Source organism: Streptomyces lasiicapitis (assembly GCF_014646335.1).
GTDB classification, from domain to species: Bacteria; Actinomycetota; Actinomycetes; order Streptomycetales; family Streptomycetaceae; genus Streptomyces; species Streptomyces lasiicapitis.
The window spans coordinates 146,516-163,250 of the sequence record NZ_BMNG01000019.1; the positions used below are offsets into that span (position 1 = coordinate 146,516).

The window sequence follows — 16,735 nt, forward strand, 5'->3', positions numbered from 1 at the left end:
CACCCGCGCTCCCCGCTCACGACCTGGCCCCCACCACCATGGGCACCCCACGCGGCACCCCCGTGCGCAGTTGCAGCGCCAGCGCCACATCGCCCGCGTCCGGGCGGTCGTGGCCCGTCAGGTCGGCCACGGTCCACGCCACCCGCAGCACCCGGTCGAGGCCGCGGGCCGTGAGGAAGCCCCGCTCCAGGCTGTCCTCCGCCTCGGCCAGGGATCCGGGGACGGCCTGCCACCGGGTGCGCAGCTCATGCCCTGGCACCTCGCTGTTGGTGCGCCAGGGTGTGCCCTCGAAGCGGGTGGCCGCGCGCTCCCTGGCGGCGCGCACGCGGTCGGCCACGACCTGTGTGGACTCGCCCCGCGCCCCCTGCGCCGTCAGTTCGGAGCGGGTGACGGGCTCCACGTGGACCCTGAGGTCCACCCGGTCGAGGAGCGGGCCGGAGAGCCTGGCCTGATAGCGGCGGATGCTGTTCGGCATGCAGTCGCAGCTCTCGCCCGTGACGCTGTAGCGGCCGCACGGGCAGGGGTTCGCCGCGAGCAGCATCAAGAACCGCGACGGCAACCGCACCACGCCCGCGCTGCGGGCGATCACGACGTACCCCGACTCCAGCGGCTGGCGCAGCGCGTCCAGCGCGTGGCTGCTGAACTCCGGCGCCTCATCGAGGAAAAGCACCCCACGATGAGCGAGGGAGACCGCCCCGGGACGCGCGATCCCCTTGCCGCCGCCCACGAGTGACTGCATGGTCGCCGAGTGGTGCGGCGCGCAGAACGGCGGGACGTCCACCAGCGGCTTGCCGGGCGGCAGCATGCCCGCGACCGAGTGGACGGCCGTCACCTCCAGGGACTCCGCCCTGGACAGCCGGGGCATGATGGCCGGCATCCGCTCGGCGAGCATGGTCTTGCCCGCGCCCGGCGGACCCTGCAGGAACACATGGTGTCCGCCGGCCGCCGCCACCTCCATCGCCGTGCGCGCCGAGACCTGGCCGACCACGTCCGCGAGGTCGTGCCGCTGGTCGTGCTCCGGGGTCCCGAAGCCGCCCATGCCCGTACCGAGCCCGGCGCCGGGCAGGTTCAGGCCCGCCATCAGCGGGTCCGGGCGGCCCTCCTCGGCCGGATCCTCCTCCGGGACCGGTTCGTCGGTCAGGACCGCGATGAGCTGCCGGAGGCTGCGGACACCGAGGACGGACACCCCGGGCACCAGTGCGGCCTCCGCTGCCGTGCACTCGGGCACGACCACCTGCTCATAGCCGGCCTCGGCCGCCGCGAGGACGGCGGGCAGCACACCACGCACCGGCCGCACCCGTCCGTCGAGACCCAGTTCGCCGATCATCACGATGTCCGCGAGGACACGGGGGTCGATCCGCTCCGAAGCGCCGAGGACCGCGCAGGCCACGGCCAGGTCGAAGCCGCTGCCGCCCTTCGGCACGGACGCGGGGCTGAGGCCGACCGTGAGCTTCTTCTGCGGCCACTCGCCACCGGAGTTCACGACCGCCGCCCTGACCCGGTCACGGCTCTCCGTGAGGCTCTTGTCGGGCAGCCCCACCAGCGTGAACGCCGCGACGCCCGGTTCCAGGTCGGCCTGCACCTCGACGACGACGCCCTCGACGCCGACCAGAGCCACCGAACACGTACGCGCGAAGGCCATCACGCCACCCCCCGCGCGTGCTCGACCACGGGAGCGCCGCGCTCGGGCACGACCACGCCCACCAGGTCGATGCGCACACCGCCCGGTGGCGCCCCGCCGTGTTCCTGAAGCCAGCGCTCGGCGAGGCCGCGCAATCGCTTGGCCTTGACCGGTGTGATCGCGGCCATCGGATGCTGGAAGGAGGCCTCCCTGCGGGTCTTCACCTCGCAGACGACCAACGCGTCGCCGTCGCGGGCGACGATGTCGATCTCACCCGTCCTGCCGCCGCGCCAGTTGCGGTCCAGGACCGTCATCCCGGCTTCGGCCAGCCGCCGTGCGGCCAGCTCCTCGCCGTACTTGCCGAGTGCACCCTGTGCGTTCATGTCGGCACCACCTCCGACACCCACGGTCACGCGGCGGGGCCCAGCTATTGGATCTTGGTGTGCTACCGACGGGTTGTGGACAACTCAGTCACCCGAAGGTGGAGCTCACGCGTCAGGCGGTGGAACTCAGCCGCCCGGCAGCTCGAGATCGCTCTTGTTGAGCTCCTCGATGTTCACGTCCTTGAACGTGAGCACTCGCACCTGCTTGACGAACCGGGCCGGCCGGTACATGTCCCAGACCCAGGCGTCCGCCATCGACACCTCGAAGAACACCTCACCCTGGACCGAGTGCACCTGCATCTCGTAGTCATTCGTGAGGTAGAAACGCCGCTCGGTCTCGATCACGTATTTGAACAGACCGACGACGTCGCGGTACTCCCGGTAGAGCTTCAGCTCCATCTCGGTCTCGTACTTCTCGAGGTCCTCGGCGCTCATGGCATGTTCCCCTTCAGCCGTGCGTCCCCCTATTGTGCGCCAGCCCCGGGAGCCCCTACACGATTTCCGTGTCGAGGGTCTGGGGTGTGCTCGGAGGACCCTCGTCGAGCAGCGTGCGCAGCAGCTCGGCGAGTCTGGTCGGATACACCGTCTCATGCGCCCGGGCGAGTTCCCGGCACGTCCACCAGCGCGCTCCGGCGACACTGCGCCGCTCCAGCTCGGTCAGTCCCGCGGCGCGCGTCGCCGTCTGCGCGGTTCGCGCCAGGTAGTACCACTCGTCCTGGTCCCAGCGCCGCCCGGCGAAGGGAAAGGAGCACACCCGCCGCCACAGAACGGGGCCGAGTTCGACGTCTGTGATTCCGGTCTCTTCGGCGAGCTCCCGCAGCGCGGCCTGCTCACGCGTCTCGTCACCCTCAAGGCCACCACCCGGAGTGAACCACCAGTCGTCCGCGGGGTCGCCCGGCTCGTGCCCGTGCAGCAGCAGGATGCGGTCGCGTCCGTCGAGGAGCACGACCCGCGCCACCTTCCGCAGCGGCCGCCCGGACACCGCGTCGTCCCCAGGGGCGCCGTCGGCGCCGACGGTCTCAGCAGACCCAGTGACCCCGGAGGCCCCAGCGGTTCCCGCCACGTCCTCAGCCGACACCAGCGGCCTCCGTGGTCCCACTCGACCTGCTGCCGCCGCCCGCGCCCCCGGCGGGCCCGGTGCGCCGCCGCGCGAGCTTGGCGATCGGCCCGTACGCCGCCCCGCCGAGGACGAGAGCCGCGCCCACCACCACGGAGGCGAGGACGAGCCGCAGCGGCCCCGGCTCCGACGTACCGCCGGGCAGGTCGTCGAAGCCCGTGGCACGGTCGAGCATGCCGTCCAGCGGCCAGGCCACGGCGTCGACCCGGCCCTTCACCGCGCTGCGCGGCACGGAGCCCTGGCCGGCGTCCTGCAGATGCGTGCTGGAGTCCAGCGACCCGCTGCGCTCGTCACCGAGCAGGAACAGACGGCCCTCGGGGACCGTGGTCGCGGGGATGCCGTTCGTCGAGGCCGGTGTTCCCTTGGGGAGATACGGTTCGTCGATCTGCTTGCCGTTGACGGTCAGCTTGCCGTCCGTGCAGCAGGCGATCCGGTCGCCGCCGACGCCGGCGACGCGCTTGACCATCGGCAGGTCGCCCCAGGCCTTCTGCCGGAAGACGACGACGTCGCCGCGGCGCACGTCGTCGCCGTCGATGCGCTGGGCGAGGACCCGGTCGCCCGCCCCGATGGTGGGGGTCATCGAGCCCGTGGGGACGGTGTACGGCTGGTAGACGAACGCGCCCCAGACGAAGCCGCCGAGGAAGAGCACACAGCCGAGGGCCACGGCGACCCCCGACAGCGTGCTGCCGAGCCGTCCGTGGCCCTCGTCCGTACGACGTGTCGTGCTCATCCCAGTGCTCCCCCGGTTCGGAGACGACCCCGCGGCCCCTCGTACCGAGTATGCGAGCGGCGTACGACAGTGACGCGCTCTGTTCGGGACGGGGGCCGTGGAAGATCGGTGATCTGGGACGGCAGACTACCCGGCGGTACGTCCGCCAGAAACCCTGGTGCCGCGCCCGGAATCGAGGCGTGCGGCCACTCGCCGACGGCGCCACAGGACGAGGGGCAGGGCGCCCGCGAGGCCGAGGGCTGCCGGAGCGGCGCTCATGGCCTGGCTGATGCCGGGCTGGTCGAAGGTGTCCGGGACCGGCAGCGTTCCCCAGCGGGTGGGGGGCCAGGCGATCACGAAGGCACGGCCCACGACGTTGTCGACGGGGACCGCGCCGCCGCCCGGCTGGTTCTGGTGGTACCGGGAGTCCAGGGAGTTCTGCCGGTGGTCGCCCATGACCCAGATTTTGCCCTTGGGGACCGTGATCTTGAACTGGCCGCCCTGGTCGTCGACCGTGCAGGGGGTGTTGCCCTCGAAGACGTAGTTCTTCTCGTTCAGCGCCTTGCCGTTGACCTTCACGGGGCCGGTGCCCTTGCACTCCACGGTGTCGCCGCCGACGGCGATGACGCGCTTGATGAGGTCCTTCTCGTCGGCGGACGGCATCAGGCCGATCCAGCCGAGGACCTTCTGCACCGCGTTCGGGTCGGGGGTGGGCTCGCCGTCCAGCCAGTGGCCGGGGTCCTTGAAGACCACGACTTCGCCGCGCTCGGGCTCGGAGCCGAACCACGGCGTCAGCTTGTCGACCAGGACCCGGTCGCCCTGCTGGAGCGTGTTCTGCATGGAGTCCGAGGGGATCGAGAACGCCTGGACCAGGAAGGTCTTGATGACCAGGGCCAGGATCAACGCGATGCCGATGAGGAGCGGAAGCTCCTTCCAGAAGGACTTGGGCTTCTTGGCCTTCGGGGGCTTCGGCTGCTCGCCGTCCTGCGGGCCCGGGACACTGGTCTCACCGGGGGCCGCGGTGTCAGGGCCGGTGCTCATCCCGTCCGCCGCGGGTGCCGGCTCCGCGGAGTGCCCAGGCTGCTCCTCGGGCCCCTCGTGTCCGGATCGTGCGCCGACCGCCACATCCCCCACATCCACTCCTCAGTCCGTACCACTGCCTGCCCCGTGCGCGATGCAGGCCCACCACTCCCATAACGAGCGGGAGTTCCGCAGGGGTCGGGAGGCCGGTAATTCCGTTGCGATCGCCGGGGGCCACCTTATGCGACGCTCCTGTGGCGGTGTCCGACCCGGCGGGCGCGTCGGGAACGGACGCGTACGTATCGGGCTCTTCCAGTTTGCGCCAGTGGCCGAAGGGCCAGGCGATGACAAGGGCGCGGCCCACCACCTCGTCTTCCGAGACGGTGCCGCTGAACTTCTCGTTCCGGTGGAAGCGGGAGTCGGCCGAATCCGACCGGTGGTCGCCCATGACGAAAAGGCGTCCCTTGGGGACCTTCACCTCGAACTCGAAGAGGGAGGGCTTGTCCCCGGGGTGGAGGTAGGGCTCGTTGAGCGCCACGCCGTTGACGGTGACCTTGTCGTTCTTGTCACAGCACTTCACGGTGTCGCCGCCGACGCCCACGACGCGCTTGATCAGGTCGCGCTCGTCGTCGGACGGGAGCAGTCCGATGAAGCTCAGGCCCTGCTTGACCTGCTTGATGACGACGGGGTCGTCCTTCTTCTTGCCGCGCTCTTCCTCGAGCCAGTTCCCGGGGTCCTTGAAGACGACGACGTCCCCGCGCGCGGGCTTGTTGCCGAACCACGGGGTGAGTTTGTCGACCAGGACGCGGTCGCCGATGCGGATCGTCTGCTCCATGGAGCCCGAGGGGATCACGAAGGCCTGCACCAGGAAGGTCTTCAGTACCAGGGCTATCAGCAGGGCGACGACTATGAGGAGCGGTATCTCCTTGATCGCGGAGCGGCGCCTGCGGCGCTTGACCTTCTTCGCGAGCTTGCGGCGCTCGGCGCGGCCGGGCAGTACGGGGCCGCTGGTGGGGCGGGTCCCGGTGGGCAGCCGGGTGTCGGCCGCGTGCGTGGCCTTCGCGCGGCCCCTGTTACCCATGCGTGCCGCCTGGTGCGGGCACGCGCGCGTAGGCGTCGGGACGCTTCAGGGAGGTCAGGCGGCCGAGCGGCCAGGCGATCCAGTCGGCCCTGCCGATGACCGCGTCGACGGGGATCATGCCGCCGCCGGGAGAGCCCAGGTGGTCGCGGGAGTCGCTGGAGTCGCTGCGGTGGTCACCGAGCAGGAAGAGGGCGTCGTCGGGCACCACGACATCGAAGGGCACCGTCGAGGGGGCGTCTCCGCGGAACAGGTAAGGCTCGTCGACGGGCTCGCCGTTCACCTTGATCCTCCCCCGCTTGTCGCAGCAGACCACCCGGTCGCCGCCCACGCCCGCGACCCGCTTGACGTAGTCGGAGTCTCCGAAGTAGCCGCTGCCGTCGAAGACGACCGCGTCACCGCGCTGTGGGCCGGAACCGAAACGGTACGCCAACTTGTTGACGAGTACGCGGTCTCCGGGCCGGAACGCGGGCTCCATGGAGCCGCTGGGGATCGCGTAGGGCTGCACCACGAAGGTGCTGACCAGGAGCAGTGCGCCCATGCACAGGAGCGCGGTCAGGGTGAGGCGGCCGCCGGGGACCCAGTCCATGAAGGACGCGAAAACGGAGCGCGACCGCTCCTCCGTGCCCTCCGTGTCCGGTGCGTCCGCGGGAGCGGGTCCGGATTCGGAGGAGGGGGAGGAGCGGTCGCGCTCCGTGTGCTGTGCTTCGGTGTCCATCGGGGCCAGATGCTATCCGGCCCCGCTGTGGACCCGCGCGGGAGCTCGGCCCGGGGGCCGGGCGCGAGATCAGTTCTCGCGCTTCTCCTTGATCTTCGCGGCCTTGCCGCGCAGCTCGCGCAGGTAGTACAGCTTGGCGCGACGGACGTCACCCTTGGTGACGAGCTCGATCTTCTCGACGATCGGGGTGTGCACCGGGAAGGTGCGCTCGACGCCGACGGAGAAGGAGACCTTGCGGACCGTGAAGGTCTCGCGGACACCGGCGCCCTGGCGGCGGATGACTACGCCCTTGAACTGCTGCACACGGGAGCGGTTGCCCTCGATGACGCGGACGTGGACGTTGACGGTGTCACCCGGGCGGAAGGCCGGGAGGTCGCTGCGCAGCGACGCGGAGTCGACGGTGTCGAGCAGGTGAGACATGATCGTCTGCTTTCTTCGCTGATGCCACAGGTCACCAGCGGAACGTGGTGATGAGGATTCGGTAGCTGATCGCGTCGGGCGGGCGTCGTTCCCCCTGTGGCAGGGGCGCACGCTGGACGTACAGCAGCGGTCTATTCTTCCACGGCCTCGGGGTCTCGCCCAAATCGGCCGTCGGGCCCCGGCCGCCACCCCAGGATCGAGAGCATCTCGCGGTCCTTCTTGTCGAAGGCCGCGGGGTCGCAACGCTCAATGAGATCGGGCCTGTTGCGGGTGGTGCGGCGCAGCGCCTCGTCCCGCCGCCAGCGGGCGATCTTGCCGTGGTGGCCGCTGAGCAGGACGTCCGGGATGCCCTGTCCGCGCCACTCCGGGGGCTTGGTGTAGACGGGGCCTTCGAGGAGATTGGCCATGGCTCCCGGCGCGAAGGAGTCGTCGCGGTGGGACTCGGCGTTGCCGAGGACCCCGGGCAGGAGCCGGGCCACGGCCTCCGTGACGACCAGCACGGCGGCCTCTCCGCCCGCGAGGACGTAGTCGCCGATGGACACCTCGTAGACGGGCATCCGGGTCGCGTACTCGTCGATGACGCGGCGGTCGATGCCTTCGTAGCGCGCGGGCGTGAAGACCAGCCAGGGCCGCTCGGAGAGCTCGACGGCGAGTTCCTGGGTGAAGGGGCGCCCACTGGGCGTGGGGACGACGAGGACGGGCCCGTGGGCCCCCGCCTCGTACCCCTCGGCGAGCACGTCGTCGAGGGCTGCGCCCCAAGGGTCGGTCTTCATGACCATGCCCGGGCCGCCGCCGTAGGGGGTGTCGTCGACCGTGTTGTGCCGGTCGTACGTCCACTCCCTGAGGTCGTGCACGTTGACGTCGAGCTGCCCACGCGCGCGTGCCTTGCCGACGAGGGAGACGTTCAGGGGTTCCAGGTACTCGGGGAAGATCGTGACGACGTCGAGCCGCATTACGCCTGGTCCTCCGGGGCCGCCTCGGCGTCACGCGCGGACGCGATCTCCGCGCGGTCGTCGATCAGGCCGGGCGGCGGGTCGATGACGGCCCGCTGCTCCTCCAGGTCGATCTCCGTGACGATCTCCTCGACGAACGGGATCATGACCTCGCTGCCGTCGGGGCGCTCCACGATGAACAGGTCCTGCGAGGGCAGGTGCGAGATCTCGGTGATCCGGCCGACCTCGGCACCGTCCTTGGTGACCACGTCGAGGTCCATCAGCTGGTGGTCGTAGAACTCGTCCGGGTCCTCCGGGAGCTCTTCGGGGTCGATCTCGGCGATCAGCAGCGTGTTGCGCAGCGCCTCGGCTCCGGTGCGGTCGCGTACGCCCGCGAAGCGCAGCAACAGCCGGCCACTGTGCACGCGGCCGGTCTCGATGGTCAGCGGCCCCGTGCTCGCGGGGTCGGTGGCGAGCACGGCGCCGGGGCCGAGCCGCAGCTCCGGCTCATCGGTGCGCACCTCGACGGTGACCTCGCCCTTGATGCCGTGGGCGCGGCCGATCCGCGCGACTACGAGCTGCACTGTGCTGTCTCTCCCTTGACTGAATACGACTGCGGGCCGGGGACGGCTCTGGAGCCCTCCCCGGCCCGAGCCGGTGCTACGTGTGGTTCAGCGAACCTGGTCGACGTCGACGAGGTCGACGCGGACACCGCGGCCGCCGATGGCACCCACGACTGTCCGCAGCGCGCGTGCGGTGCGGCCGTTGCGGCCGATCACCTTGCCCAGGTCGTCCGGGTGGACCCGGACTTCGAGGACGCGCCCGCGGCGCAGGTTGCGCGAGGCGACCTGCACGTCGTCGGGATTGTCGACGATGCCTTTCACGAGGTGCTCGAGAGCCTCCTCGAGCATGCTCAGGCCTCGGTCGACTCGGCCGCGGACTCGGCCGGGGCCTCGTCCTTCTTGTCGGCCTTCTTCTTCTGCGTGATGGCCTCGCCCTTGGGCTCACCGTCGACGTCCTTGGCCACGGCCTCGAAGAGGGCGCGGTGGTCCGCCTTCGGCTCCGGCTGGAGCAGCGGCGCGGGGGCCGGGAGGCCCTTGTGCTTCTGCCAGTCGCCGGTGAGCTTCAGGATCGCGAGGACCGGCTCGGTCGGCTGGGCGCCGACGGAGAGCCAGTACTGCGCGCGCTCCGAGTTGACCTCGATGCGCGAGGGGTTCTGCACCGGGTGGTACAGACCGATCTCCTCGATGGCCCGGCCGTCACGGCGGGTACGGGAGTCGGCGACGACGATGCGGTAGTGAGGCGAACGGATCTTGCCCAGACGCTTCAGCTTGATCTTGACTGCCACGGGAGTGGGTTCTCCTGGATTGACGTGGTTGGGCACAACGGGATGCCGCGTGGGGTTGCGGTACTCGAGATGCCCGATGGACGCGTCAGCCGGAGGAGAGAGGGGTCCTGTGCGACTGTCGAGTACAGCTAGCCATTGTGCCACATGCCACTGGGGCAGCCGAATTCGGTCGGCCGCCCCCCGCAGCAGCTCATCACGGGTGGGCGGCCCGCCTCACCCCGCTCCCGCGCCCACGCCGACCACTTCCGGGATCCGGAAGGGCTTGCCGCAGCCGCCGCACATGATGGGCGCCTGGGCGAGCACCGACGGCACGACGCGGACATTGCGCCCGCAGTCGCAGACCGCCTTCACGCGCACGCCGCCTCCGGAGGACCCGTGCCGGGCGGCCGGGCCGCGGAAGGTGCGTGAGGTGTCCGCCGTGGTGGCGGCCGTGTGCGCCTTGAGGGCGCGCTGCAGCCGCTCGATGGTCGGGCGATAGCGCTTCTTCGCCTCGGGGTTGAGCGTGACCAGGGAGAAGCCGCTGCTCGGATGTGGCTCTTCCGGATGGTCGAGGCCCAGCTCCTCGGCGATCGAGAGGAATCTGCGGTTGTGATAGCGGCCCGCGCGTGAGGTGTCGCGTACGCCGCGGGCGGCGGCGATGCCGTGGACTGCTTCGTGGAGCAGTCGCTCGAAGGAGAGCTCGGCGCCGCAGGCGGACGACGACTCTCCGATAAGGGATTCGGGCGCGGCTAGGTCCGGCAGCTCGGAGTGGTGCCGCTGAATGTCGGCCCACGCCTGTGCCAGCTCTGCGGCGAGAACAGGTGGTGTCGTGCTCACGTCGTGACAACGAGCCGGGGTGCCTCCGGGTTCCATTCCGGGGCATCTCAAATAATTTGCACTTACCCGTCAGTTGCCATTGATGCGTCCGGACGAGGGCGGGTGCGCTGATCTGCGGAGAAGCCTCGCAGCTCGCCGCAAGCCGGTACGTAGTGCCGCGTACGCGCGGGCGCGTAGGTCAACTCCGTGCGCCGGGGCCCCTGTTGCGGAGGACCGCGACGGTCGCCTCGTGAAGGCGGCCAAGACGGAATCCCGGCTCTCAGTAGGCGCGCGCCACGACGGCGACGTTACCGGGTGCGTCATCGGCGTCCGGCACCGCCCCGTCCTGAGCGACCAGACACCGTACGGTCACGCCGCGCTCGGCCAGTTCCGCCTCGCCCGCGGGACCGAGCGCGGACCACGGAAGGCGTGCCCAGCCGCCCGCCGCGGCGGCTTCGATGGCCTCGTCGGCGCTGGTCACGTCGCTCGTACGGGATTCACGGCGGGCGCGGGCCTGGGTGAGCAGCAGCTCCTGGCCCTCTTCGAGGACGGTGGGCAGCAGGGTGGCGAGAGCGTCCAGGGCGACGGGCTGCTTGCCGCCTGGGATGCGGCGTACGAGCATCGCGGTGCCGTTCTCCAGGTCGCGCGGGCCGATCTCCACCCGGACGGGGACGCCCTTGAGCTCCCAGTCGACGGCGCGGCGCCCGAAGGGGGTCTCCGTGCGGTCGTCGACCTGGACGCGCACGCCGGCCGCCGTCAGCCGCTCGCCGACCTCGCGCACCTTCGCGAGCACGGCTTCGTCGTCCTTGACGGCGAGGACGACGACCTGGACGGTCGCGAGGCGCGGCGGCAGGCGCAGGCCGTTGTCGTCGCCGTGCATCATCACCAGGGCGCCGATCATGCGGGTCGTGGCGCCCCAGGAGGTCTGCCAGACCAGCTCCTGCCTGCCGTCCTTCGACAGGTACCGGGTGCCGAAGGCCTTGGCGAAGTTCTGCCCGAGTTCGTGGCTGGTGCCGAGCTGGAGGGCCTTGCCGTCGCCCATCATGCCTTCGAGCGTGAGGGTGTTGATGGCGCCCGCGAAGCGCTCGCTCGCGGTCTTGCGGCCGAGCACGAAGTCCATGGCCAGGAACTCCCGCATGAAGTCTCCGTAGACGTGCCGGTGGATGCGGGCGGCGAAGTCGCGTGCTTCCTCGTACGTCGCGTGCGCGGTGTGGCCCTCCTGCCAGAGGAACTCCGACGTACGCAGGAACAGGCGCGGCCGCAGCTCCCAACGGACCACGTTGGCCCACTGGTTGATCAGCAGCGGCAGATCGCGATAGCTCTGCACCCACTTGGCGAAGTACTCGTTGACGATGGTCTCCGAAGTGGGCCGAACCACGACCGGCTCCTCCAGCTCCTTGCCGCCGCCGTGGGTGACGACGGCCAGCTCGGGGGCGAAGCCCTCGACGTGCTCCGCCTCGCGCGTGAGGTACGACTGCGGGATCAGGAGCGGGAAGTACGCGTTCTGGGTACCCGTCTCCTTGATGCGCGCGTCCATGTCCCGCTGCATGCGCTCCCACAGGCCGTAGCCGTACGGCCGGATCACCATGGTGCCGCGCACCGGGCCGTTGTCGGCCAGCTCGGCCTTGGTGATCAGGTCCTGGTACCAGCGGGGGAAGTCGTCCGCGCGGGGCGTGAGTACGGGTGCCTTTGCCATGGCGCGCATGGTACGTCCGAGTCGCCTGAAGGGCCGGAAATTTACGGTCCCAGGGGGCGCACGACGGTGGCACACAAGCATTGCCCCACAACCTCTGGACGCCACGACGGATGCGGAGTTCTCTGGCATACGGGGGAAGCGTGAAGGCACGTCGTGGGGGCGGACGAACCGTAGGAATCAGTACGACAACTCTCGGCGGATTGGGGCGCTTTCGATGACACCTACGCTCGTGCACTCACACCTCCCGCGCGCGGGTGCTCCCCCACGTGTGGACCGGTGCGCACGCGCGCGTGACTGGGCGGAGATCCAGGAGAGGATGCTGGTCCCGCTCTATGAAGCGGTCTACCAACGGCTTGAGGTGGGCCGCGGCACGCGTCTGCTCGACCTGGGCTGCGGGTCCGGGCTCGCCCTGCTGATGGCCGCCTCCCGGGGCGCCTCGGTGACCGGCGTCGAACCGTCGGCGCCCGAACGCCTGGCGCTCGCCCGTGAGCGCCTCGCGCCGGACGCGTCCGCCGGATCGGCCGAGCGGCCCGGCACTCGGCTGGTGGCGGGCCCGCCCGAGGGCGCCGCGGGCCCGGAGACTCCCGCGTACACCCTGGTGACCGCCTTCCAGCCGATCGGGTGCGTGGCGGGCGACTCCGAGGGCCTGTCGGCGCTCCTGGAGAGGGCGTCTCCGCTCGCCGAGCGGGGCGCGCCCGTGGTCCTCGCGGGCTGGGGGCCGCCGGAGCGCTGCACGACGTCGTCGGTGCTCCGGGTGGCCACGAAGCTCGCCGATCCCCTGCGCAGCACGCGCAGTTGGCGTGCCGCCTGCCGGGACGACCTGGAGGAGGTCGCCCAGCGCGCGGGCCTCAAGCCCGACGGCTCGGGCCGCGTGGCGTGCCCCTTCGGCTACGCGGACATGGACAGCGCCGTCCGCGGACTGCTGTCCACAGGCCTGTTCGACGCGGCAGTCGGCGCGACGGACCAGTTCCAGGTGGACAAGGAACTGACCGAGGCCCTCCACCCACACCAGCGCCACGACGGCACGGTGTGGATGCCGAACGTGTTCCGGTACTTGATCGCGCGGACTCCGTAGGACGCGGATTCCGTAGGACACGGACTCCGTCGGGCACAGACACAGGGACGCCACGCCGGCCCGCTTCCGCGTGTGCCTCACGTTTCCTTGGTGAGGCGGGTGATACCGGCCACCCTGTAGGCCTCGGTTTCCTCCAGGGTCTCGTTTTGGAGGAGGGCGGTGGCCAGGGCGTCCAGTTGGGGGCGGTGGTCGCGTAGTTGGCGGCAGGCGCTTTCGTAGCACTCGTCGACGATGCGGCGCATCTCGTGGTCGATGGCGTCCAGGGTGCCGGGTGCGGCGGCGAGGCCGTAGGCCTGCTGGGCGTCGTTCGGCAGGGCCGAGAGGCGGCCCACGCGTTCGCTCATGCCCCAGCGGGCGACCATGCCGCGGGCGATGTTGGAGACCTGCTCCAGGTCGTTCTCGGCGCCGGTGGTGATGACTCCGTAGACGACGTGTTCGGCCGCCATGCCACCCAGGGCACCGATGATGCGGCCGCGCAGATACTCCTCCGTGTACGCGTATCTGTCGGCGTCCGGGGTGGACAGGGTGACGCCGAGTGCGCGTCCGCGCGGGACGATGGTGATCTTGCGGACGGGGTCGGCGCCCGGCTGGAGCATGCCGAGCAGGGCGTGACCGCTCTCGTGGTACGCGGTGCGGCGGCGCTCCTCGTCGGGCATCACCAGCGGGCGCTCGGCGCCCAGTTGCACCTTCTCCAGGGCCTCGGAGAGGTCGGACTGCGTCACCACCCGCTGCTTGCGCTTCACGGCGAGCAGGGCGGCCTCGTTGGCCAGGTTGGCGAGGTCGGCGCCGGTCATGCCCGGGGTGGTGCGGGCGACCTGCGCCAGGTCGACGCCGTCGGCGAGCGGGATGGTCCGGGTGTGGATCTTGAGGATGGCCTCGCGTCCGCCGCGGTCGGGCGGGGACACGTTCACGACCCGGTCGAAGCGGCCGGGGCGGGTCAGGGCGGGGTCGAGGATGTCGGCGCGGTTGGTGGCGGCGATGACGATGACGCCCTCGGAGCCGGAGAAACCATCCATCTCGGTGAGGATCTGGTTGAGCGTCTGCTCGCGCTCGTCGTGGCCGCCCATCCCGCTGCCGCCGCCACGGGCCCGCCCGATGGTGTCGATCTCGTCGATGAAGATGATGGACGGGGCGACTTTCCGCGCCTCGGCGAAGAGCTCCCGTACGCGCGAGGCCCCCACGCCCACGATCATTTCGATGAATTCGGAGGCGGAAGCGGAGAAGAACGGCACTCCTGCCTCGCCGGCCACGGCCCGCGCCAGCAGGGTCTTTCCCGTTCCCGGCGGTCCGGCCAGCAGCACGCCGCCCGGCATTCTCGCGCCCATCTCCCGATAGGCGTCGGGATTCTTCAGGAAGTCCACCACGTCATTGAGCTCGCCCTCGACCTCGTCGATGCCGGCGACGTCCTCGAAGGTCGTCCGCTTCTTGCCGGGCTCCAGCTCGATGGGCTTCGGCGGCTGCTTGCGCCCGAGCATGCCGCCCGCGCCGCCCATCCCCGAGGCCATGCGCCGCGCGATGAAGATCCACAGCACCACCAGCAAGAGCATGGGAGCAAGGGAGATCAGGAGGTTGGAGAGGAAGCTGCGCTGCTGCACCACCGGCTCGGCGGTGACCGTGACCTTGTTCTTCGTCAGGTCGCCCCACAGCTTGTCGTCCGCGAATTCGGGCCGCTGCGTCTTGAATTTGGTGTATTTGTCGCCCCCGTCCGGATCCTTCTGCTCCTTCTTGAGCTGGCCCTGAATCGCGTCGCCCTTGGAGTAGATCTTCGAGACGTTTCCGGAGTCGACCTGCTTGTTGAATTCCGTGTACGAGATCGTCGGCTCGTCGCCGTCACCGAAGAAGGAGAGAACGAGGTTGGCGATGAGATAGACGATCAGGGCCGTGAGGATCAGCCCGCCCCAGCCGCCCGGCAGCTTCCGCTTCGGCGGCGGCGTGGGCGCGGGCTCCGGAGCACCCTCGGAGCGCCACGGCTGCTCGGGCTTCTGACGTGGCGGCACGGGGTTGCTCATATGCGGACGCTACGACACAAAATGCCCACCGGCACCCGCGCGGAACACCCCCGCAAACGCCTGGGGCGCCGCACCCATCGGTGCGGCGCCCCAGGCGACGTACGACGTACGAGACGGGCGTGCCGTCCGTCAGCCCATGGACCAGCAGCCCATGTACTAGCCCATGAACTTCTTGAACTCGTCCGGCAGCTCGAAGTCCTTGCCGCCCTGACCCGCGGCCGGAAGCCCGAAGGCACCGCCCGCCGCGGCCTCCTCGGCGGCGGCGCGCCGCGCGGCGGCCTCGTCCTCCTGCTGCTTGCGCTTCATCGGGTTGCCGGAGCGCTGCTTGCCCTTGGCCTGCTTCTGCTTCTTCTTCGTCTTGCCGGGGCCGCCGCCCATGCCCGGCATCCCGGGCATCCCCGGCATGCCGCCGCCCTGGGCCATGCGGGACATCATCTTGCGCGCCTCGAAGAACCGCTCGACCAGGTTCTTCACGGCGCTGACCTCGACACCGGAACCCTTGGCGATACGGGCCCGGCGCGAGCCGTTGATGATCGTCGGCTCCTGCCGCTCACCAGGGGTCATCGACTTGATGATGGCCGCGGTGCGGTCGACGTCCCGCTCGTCGAGGTTGTTGATCTGGTCCTTGATCTGCCCCATGCCGGGCAGCATCCCGAGCAGCTTGCTGATGCTGCCCATCTTCCTGACCTGCTCCATCTGGGCCAGGAAGTCGTCCAGCGTGAAGTCCTTGCCGCCCTTGCTGCTCGCCAGCTTGGAGGCCATCTTCTCGGCCTCTTGCTGCGAGAAGGTCTGCTCGGCCTTCTCGATGAGCGTGAGCATGTCGCCCATGCCGAGGATGCGGGACGCCATGCGGTCCGGGTGGAACGCGTCGAAGTCGTCCAGCTTCTCGCCGTTGGAGGCGAACATGACCTGGCGGCCGGTGACGTGCGCGATGGAAAGCGCGGCACCGCCGCGGGCGTCGCCGTCGAGCTTCGAGAGCACGACGCCGTCGAAGCCGACACCGTCGCGGAAGGCCTCCGCCGTGTTCACGGCGTCCTGACCGATCATCGCGTCGACGACGAAGAGGACCTCGTCGGGGCTGACGGCGTCGCGGATGTCCGCGGCCTGCTGCATCAGCTCCTGGTCGATGCCGAGGCGTCCCGCGGTGTCGACGACGACCACGTCGTACTGCTTCGTACGCGCGAACTCGACCGAGTCCTTGGCTACCTGCACCGGGTCGCCGACGCCGTTGCCCGGCTGCGGGGCGTAGATCCCGACGCCCGCGCGCTCGGCGACGACCGAGAGCTGGTTCACGGCGTTGGGGCGCTGGAGGTCGCAGGCCACGAGCAGCGGCGAGTGCCCCTGGGCCTTCAGCCAGCGGCCGAGCTTTCCGGCCAGCGTGGTCTTACCGGCGCCCTGGAGGCCCGCGAGCATGATGACCGTGGGCGGCTGCTTGGCGAAGCGCAGGCGCCGCGTCTCGCCGCCGAGGATGCCGATGAGCTCCTCGTTGACGATCTTGATGACCTGCTGGGCCGGGTTGAGGGCCGCGGAGACCTCGACGCCGGTCGCGCGCTCCTTGACCTGCTTGATGAAGGCCCGGACCACGGGGAGGGCGACGTCCGCTTCCAGCAGGGCGATACGGATCTCGCGCGCCGTGGCGTCGATGTCCGCCTCGGAAAGCCTGCCTTTGCCGCGGAGGTTCTTGAATGTCGCTGCGAGGCGATCGGAAAGAGTGTCGAACACGGCGGTCGCGAATCCTCATGGTCGTGGGGCAGGGACGGTCGCCCTCCAGAGTATCCGGCCGAGAAGACAGAGAGCCCTGGCCGGTCGGATTC

At 70.3% G+C, this 16,735-nt stretch carries 18 protein-coding genes; 1 reads left to right on the forward strand and 17 read right to left on the reverse strand.

Annotated elements, in window-relative coordinates:
• Positions 1-16: 16 nt before the first annotated feature.
• The 15 genes from IEY91_RS35275 to proS all read right to left on the reverse strand — a co-directional run bounded on the left by IEY91_RS35275 (position 17) and on the right by proS (position 11,837).
• Complete coding sequence (locus IEY91_RS35275) at positions 17-1,642, reverse strand: YifB family Mg chelatase-like AAA ATPase (protein ID WP_164320073.1); 1,626 nt, start codon at positions 1,640-1,642, stop codon at positions 17-19.
• Positions 1,642-2,034 carry a YraN family protein gene (locus IEY91_RS35280; protein WP_189177092.1) on the reverse strand — a complete coding sequence of 131 codons (393 nt, stop codon included), beginning with the start codon at positions 2,032-2,034 and terminating at the stop codon, positions 1,642-1,644. Before IEY91_RS35280 ends, IEY91_RS35275 begins: the two co-directional genes overlap by 1 nt.
• 96 nt (positions 2,035-2,130) lie before the next feature.
• Positions 2,131-2,439 (reverse strand): DUF2469 domain-containing protein, encoded by a 309-nt coding sequence (locus tag IEY91_RS35285; RefSeq protein WP_003965949.1) that lies wholly within the window; start codon positions 2,437-2,439, stop codon positions 2,131-2,133.
• 55 nt (positions 2,440-2,494) lie between these two features.
• A complete protein-coding gene (locus tag IEY91_RS35290) occupies positions 2,495-2,986 on the reverse strand; it encodes an NUDIX hydrolase (protein WP_164328160.1) in 492 nt (163 codons plus the stop codon).
• Positions 2,987-3,071: 85 nt separating this feature from the next.
• Positions 3,072-3,851 (reverse strand): signal peptidase I, encoded by a 780-nt coding sequence (lepB, locus tag IEY91_RS35295; RefSeq protein ID WP_189177093.1) that lies wholly within the window; start codon positions 3,849-3,851, stop codon positions 3,072-3,074.
• Between the two features lie 126 nt (positions 3,852-3,977).
• The gene (lepB, locus tag IEY91_RS35300) at positions 3,978-4,964 is read right to left on the reverse strand and encodes a signal peptidase I (protein WP_189177094.1); all 987 of its coding nucleotides are present in this window, start codon (positions 4,962-4,964) and stop codon (positions 3,978-3,980) included.
• Positions 4,855-5,931, reverse strand: a complete 1,077-nt coding sequence (lepB, locus tag IEY91_RS35305) for a signal peptidase I (RefSeq protein ID WP_189177095.1) — start codon at positions 5,929-5,931, stop codon at positions 4,855-4,857. Before lepB (IEY91_RS35305) ends, lepB (IEY91_RS35300) begins: the two co-directional genes overlap by 110 nt.
• Positions 5,924-6,646 (reverse strand): signal peptidase I, encoded by a 723-nt coding sequence (lepB, locus tag IEY91_RS35310; RefSeq protein ID WP_164320083.1) that lies wholly within the window; start codon positions 6,644-6,646, stop codon positions 5,924-5,926. The genes lepB (IEY91_RS35305) and lepB (IEY91_RS35310) overlap by 8 nt, the downstream gene beginning before the upstream one ends.
• Before the next feature lie 69 nt (positions 6,647-6,715).
• The gene (gene rplS / locus IEY91_RS35315; protein ID WP_164320085.1) at positions 6,716-7,066 is read right to left on the reverse strand and encodes a 50S ribosomal protein L19; all 351 of its coding nucleotides are present in this window, start codon (positions 7,064-7,066) and stop codon (positions 6,716-6,718) included.
• A gap of 131 nt (positions 7,067-7,197) precedes the next feature.
• Positions 7,198-8,019, reverse strand: coding sequence for a tRNA (guanosine(37)-N1)-methyltransferase TrmD (gene trmD / locus IEY91_RS35320; protein ID WP_164320087.1), 822 nt, complete (start codon positions 8,017-8,019; stop codon positions 7,198-7,200).
• Positions 8,019-8,582 (reverse strand): ribosome maturation factor RimM, encoded by a 564-nt coding sequence (gene rimM / locus IEY91_RS35325; RefSeq protein WP_164320089.1) that lies wholly within the window; start codon positions 8,580-8,582, stop codon positions 8,019-8,021. Before rimM ends, trmD begins: the two co-directional genes overlap by 1 nt.
• Before the next feature lie 87 nt (positions 8,583-8,669).
• Positions 8,670-8,909, reverse strand: coding sequence for an RNA-binding protein (locus tag IEY91_RS35330; RefSeq protein ID WP_014176063.1), 240 nt, complete (start codon positions 8,907-8,909; stop codon positions 8,670-8,672).
• 2 nt (positions 8,910-8,911) lie between these two features.
• Positions 8,912-9,346 (reverse strand): 30S ribosomal protein S16, encoded by a 435-nt coding sequence (gene rpsP, locus IEY91_RS35335; protein ID WP_164320091.1) that lies wholly within the window; start codon positions 9,344-9,346, stop codon positions 8,912-8,914.
• A gap of 213 nt (positions 9,347-9,559) precedes the next feature.
• Positions 9,560-10,162: a hypothetical protein gene (locus IEY91_RS35340; protein ID WP_229697442.1), complete on the reverse strand. Its 603-nt coding sequence runs from the start codon at positions 10,160-10,162 to the stop codon at positions 9,560-9,562.
• A 259-nt stretch (positions 10,163-10,421) separates the two neighbouring features.
• Positions 10,422-11,837, reverse strand: a complete 1,416-nt coding sequence (gene proS / locus IEY91_RS35345) for a proline--tRNA ligase (RefSeq protein ID WP_189177096.1) — start codon at positions 11,835-11,837, stop codon at positions 10,422-10,424.
• A 214-nt stretch (positions 11,838-12,051) separates the two neighbouring features.
• On the opposite strand from proS, the gene IEY91_RS35350 reads away from it, so the two are divergent.
• Complete coding sequence (locus IEY91_RS35350) at positions 12,052-12,912, forward strand: class I SAM-dependent methyltransferase (protein ID WP_189177097.1); 861 nt, start codon at positions 12,052-12,054, stop codon at positions 12,910-12,912.
• 77 nt (positions 12,913-12,989) lie between these two features.
• Here the strand turns inward: IEY91_RS35350 and ftsH are convergent, their stop codons facing one another.
• On the reverse strand, positions 12,990-14,921 hold the full coding sequence (gene ftsH, locus IEY91_RS35355) for an ATP-dependent zinc metalloprotease FtsH (protein ID WP_164320103.1): 1,932 nt from the start codon (positions 14,919-14,921) through the stop codon (positions 12,990-12,992).
• A 156-nt stretch (positions 14,922-15,077) separates the two neighbouring features.
• Positions 15,078-16,643 (reverse strand): signal recognition particle protein, encoded by a 1,566-nt coding sequence (gene ffh, locus IEY91_RS35360; protein WP_164320105.1) that lies wholly within the window; start codon positions 16,641-16,643, stop codon positions 15,078-15,080.
• Positions 16,644-16,735: the final 92 nt, after the last annotated feature.

What these genes read in the sequence shown, in the direction of transcription:
- ftsH (WP_164320103.1), bottom strand. Translation starts at nt 14,921, where the DNA reads ATGAGCAACCCCGTGCCGCCACGTCAGAAGCCCGAGCAGCCGTGGCGC.
- IEY91_RS35285 (WP_003965949.1), bottom strand. Translation starts at nt 2,439, where the DNA reads ATGAGCGCCGAGGACCTCGAGAAGTACGAGACCGAGATGGAGCTGAAG.
- lepB (WP_189177095.1), bottom strand. Translation starts at nt 5,931, where the DNA reads ATGGGTAACAGGGGCCGCGCGAAGGCCACGCACGCGGCCGACACCCGG.
- trmD (WP_164320087.1), bottom strand. Translation starts at nt 8,019, where the DNA reads ATGCGGCTCGACGTCGTCACGATCTTCCCCGAGTACCTGGAACCCCTG.
- proS (WP_189177096.1), bottom strand. Translation starts at nt 11,837, where the DNA reads ATGGCAAAGGCACCCGTACTCACGCCCCGCGCGGACGACTTCCCCCGC.
- lepB (WP_189177093.1), bottom strand. Translation starts at nt 3,851, where the DNA reads ATGAGCACGACACGTCGTACGGACGAGGGCCACGGACGGCTCGGCAGC.
- IEY91_RS35350 (WP_189177097.1), top strand. Translation starts at nt 12,052, where the DNA reads ATGACACCTACGCTCGTGCACTCACACCTCCCGCGCGCGGGTGCTCCC.
- IEY91_RS35275 (WP_164320073.1), bottom strand. Translation starts at nt 1,642, where the DNA reads ATGGCCTTCGCGCGTACGTGTTCGGTGGCTCTGGTCGGCGTCGAGGGC.
- IEY91_RS35330 (WP_014176063.1), bottom strand. Translation starts at nt 8,909, where the DNA reads ATGCTCGAGGAGGCTCTCGAGCACCTCGTGAAAGGCATCGTCGACAAT.
- rplS (WP_164320085.1), bottom strand. Translation starts at nt 7,066, where the DNA reads ATGTCTCACCTGCTCGACACCGTCGACTCCGCGTCGCTGCGCAGCGAC.
- lepB (WP_164320083.1), bottom strand. Translation starts at nt 6,646, where the DNA reads ATGGACACCGAAGCACAGCACACGGAGCGCGACCGCTCCTCCCCCTCC.